This window comes from Arthrobacter sp. AL12 (assembly GCF_029960645.1).
Classification (GTDB): Bacteria; Actinomycetota; Actinomycetes; order Actinomycetales; family Micrococcaceae; genus Arthrobacter.
This window is the reverse complement of record NZ_JASBQY010000035.1, coordinates 1-2,835: the sequence shown is the minus strand read 5'-3', so window position 1 is coordinate 2,835 and position 2,835 is coordinate 1. Positions and strand designations below refer to the sequence as shown.

Annotated in this window: 2 protein-coding genes and 1 pseudogene; 1 reads left to right on the top strand and 2 read right to left on the bottom strand. The window is 64.0% G+C overall.

Translation table 11 applies throughout. The features are described 5' to 3' along the window. Positions 1–95 precede the first annotated feature (95 nt). On the bottom strand, positions 96–1,100 hold the full coding sequence (locus QK291_RS18930) for an alpha/beta hydrolase (RefSeq protein WP_282384394.1): 1,005 nt from the start codon (positions 1,098–1,100) through the stop codon (positions 96–98). A gap of 181 nt (positions 1,101–1,281) precedes the next feature. On the opposite strand from QK291_RS18930, the gene QK291_RS18925 reads away from it, so the two are divergent. Beyond that, the gene (locus QK291_RS18925; RefSeq protein ID WP_282384392.1) at positions 1,282–1,689 is read left to right on the top strand and encodes a transposase family protein; all 408 of its coding nucleotides are present in this window, start codon (positions 1,282–1,284) and stop codon (positions 1,687–1,689) included. 784 nt (positions 1,690–2,473) lie between these two features. Here QK291_RS18925 and QK291_RS18920 read toward each other — a convergent pair. Beyond that, positions 2,474–2,835 (bottom strand): annotated as a pseudogene (locus tag QK291_RS18920) (hypothetical protein); the annotation flags it as partial.

The window sequence follows — 2,835 nt, the reverse complement described above, 5'->3', positions numbered from 1 at the left end:
GCAGCGCGACGGCGTCGCGGCTGAGCCGCCGCCCGGTGCGGGTCGGGAACACTGGTTGTAGTGCCCAGAGACACGCCACGCTACTTCGTTGCGGGTCAGGTTCCGGAAGACGTGCGGGATGAAGTCGAAGGTTTCGCCCCGCTGCCCGCAGGCCAAGCCGCCAGTGCGACGCGCAGCTCCTGGCACAGCTCACCAAGCGCTTGTGGCACGGCCCTGCTGATCCTGGGGAAGGCCATGAACCCATGGGGCATACCGAAGTAGGTTGTCGTGCGCACCGCGGTCCCTGCTTTCTGAAGTGCGGCGGCGTACCGCAGTCCATCGTCCCGGAGCGGGTCGTGCTCGGCGACCTGCACCAGAGCGGGCGGCAATCCACTCAGGTCATCAGCAAGCAAGGGTGAGGCATATGGGTGTCTCGGGTTCTGGTCCTGCAGATAGTGCCCGCGGAACGCCAGCATGTCCGCCTTCGTGAGAATCGGTGCGTCCGCATTTTCGTCGATCGACGGGCTCGCCATTGTCATGTCGGTGGCCGGGTAGATGAGGCCCTGGAAGGCGATTGCAGGGCCGGACCGGTCCCGTGCCATCAGGGCGACCACAGCGGCCAGGTTTCCGCCCGCGCTGTCGCCTACGACGGCGACCCGAGAGGTGTCTGCGCCGAGCTCGACACCACGGCCGATCAGGTCGACGGTCGCTGCGTACGAATCCTCTGCCGCAGCCGGCCACCGATGTCGAGGGGCCAGCCGATAGTCCAGCGACGCGACGACGGCCTGCGCGTCGCGTGCGATGCTGCTCGCGAACCAGTCGTACGTGTCAAGACTCCCGGAGGTCCATCCTCCACCGTGGATGAAGACAACGAGGGGCGGTGTTTCGCGTTGCGTTGGCGGGCGATAGATGCGGACTTGGACGGGCCCATCCGCGCCGGCGGCGGTTGTGTTCTGAACGCCCACCTCCTTGGCGATTCCGCCGAGCAAGAGGTCGGTGATCGGGTTGTGGCCGATCACGCGGCGCTGGTCCGCGATGATTTGTTCTTCGGAACGCCGAGTAACAGACGCCATGCCGATCAGTCGACCCAGAAGCCTTGTACGCAGATCAATCTTTGTCATCGGTTTAACCTTTCCGCTAAATGGTTCGGCTTCACTGTGGTTCTTGTCTCTGGCGCCATGCCTTGATCCTAACGACGGCGTCAACAGTCCGCCGTGCGGGCATGTCGGCTCACGGTGGGCTGCGTGCACGTCCGACCCGGTAGAGTCAGCGCAAAGCAGCGACTGGACCTGGGGAGAACCGATGAGGGTTGAGGGCTGGCATGTGATGTTGTTCCTGGCAACGCTGCTGGCGGTGGCGGCCGTCATCGTTGCGGTGACCCTCGTTGTCCTCTGGACGGTGCGCCGGGTCAGGATCGCGGCGGCCAATCCCCCGGACTCGGCGACCGCTAAGCCTCGATCCGCCACCGGCGGCCCCGACTGTGGCGTCATTGCGGTCGGGCACGGACGCCGGCGGGTCCGGCTCCACGACATTCCGTATTTCGGCAGGCCCGTGCGGCTGCCGTGGGCCAAGCGTGTCTGGCGCTGCCCGGACCAGGGTTGCCCGAGAATGACGTTCGCCGAGGAGCACGCGCTGGCCGGGCCACGGGCGAAACCTACCGCCCGGGCTGTGAACTGGGCAACCGATGCGCTCCAGCATTTCGACACGTAGGTCTCGGCACTGGCCCACCAGCTCGGCGTCTCCTGGCACACCGTCTGGCACGGGATCAGGATCGATGTCGGTTCCACGACCGCTGTCAGCGGCGCCTGTACTGTGGCCAGCCTCTGCGATAGTCTCTCCAGCCCGGCCAGTGTCGGGTCAACTGTGAAACGGCTCAGATGCTCCGTTCCATCGTCGAAATACTCCCACACCGCGACGTGGTGCCGAGCCGTGATGGCAGCGTCGATACCTGCCACTGCCCGCACGAGACCTGCCCTCTTATCCTGATCCTGCATGATGGTTCTCCTTTTTCGCATCGAATACGTGCGATGGGACAACCCGTCGTTGCCGGTCCACCAGCCAAGTCACCAGGCCGGGCATGCCACCCGTGGGAGCACCCTCATGCGCTACTTCGAACGCCTGGGGCGATCTCCCTCACATGCCCGCAATTGCTGAGGAAGCGTCGGATACAGCTTCCGCGCATGTAAGTCATCCGGTGCCTGCCCGGAGAGGAAACCGGTGCTGCGCACCGTTCTTCTCCGGCCCACCAATTCCCTCAATCTGGTCTGCTTGGAAGACAGGCCCGGGGCGACAATATCTTTCACGCGCCATGACGCCCCGCCGAAAATCGGAACCACCCTAGTCCCTCCCAAGGCCTCCGTAAAACGACGACCACCCCACCTCAACAGGCGGTACTCAAGAGATACAAGCCCCATTTATTGCATGAATCGTGATCCGACAACACGCGGAACGCCCCGCTGCCGTTTGGGAGCGGGGCATTCCGTGCGGTCGTACTCTAGGCTCCCGTCACCGACTCAGGTGCGGCTTTGATATCAAGGGCCTCGGCGGCGGCACGACGCCTCAACAGCAGAGTGAAGTACATCGCTGCCCCGGCACCGAGCAGACCGATCACCGCGGTCACCACGAAGTAGGCGTTGTTTGCGCCCCCTACGTTGTCGCCGAAGTTCGTGTAGATGGCGCTGCTGATCTGCGGCAAGAAGGTGTCGGGCAAGTAGCCGAAGAACGAGATGATCCCGATCGCAATACCCGTCACGGCCGCCGGCACACGGCACTCATCGAGAATGGACCAGTACACACCGCGTATCACGTACATCACCAGGCCGGCTGCCACAATCAGCACGTATATGAGACCAATCG

What these genes read in the sequence shown, in the direction of transcription:
- QK291_RS18925 (WP_282384392.1), top strand. Translation starts at nt 1,282, where the DNA reads ATGAGGGTTGAGGGCTGGCATGTGATGTTGTTCCTGGCAACGCTGCTG.
- QK291_RS18930 (WP_282384394.1), bottom strand. Translation starts at nt 1,100, where the DNA reads ATGACAAAGATTGATCTGCGTACAAGGCTTCTGGGTCGACTGATCGGC.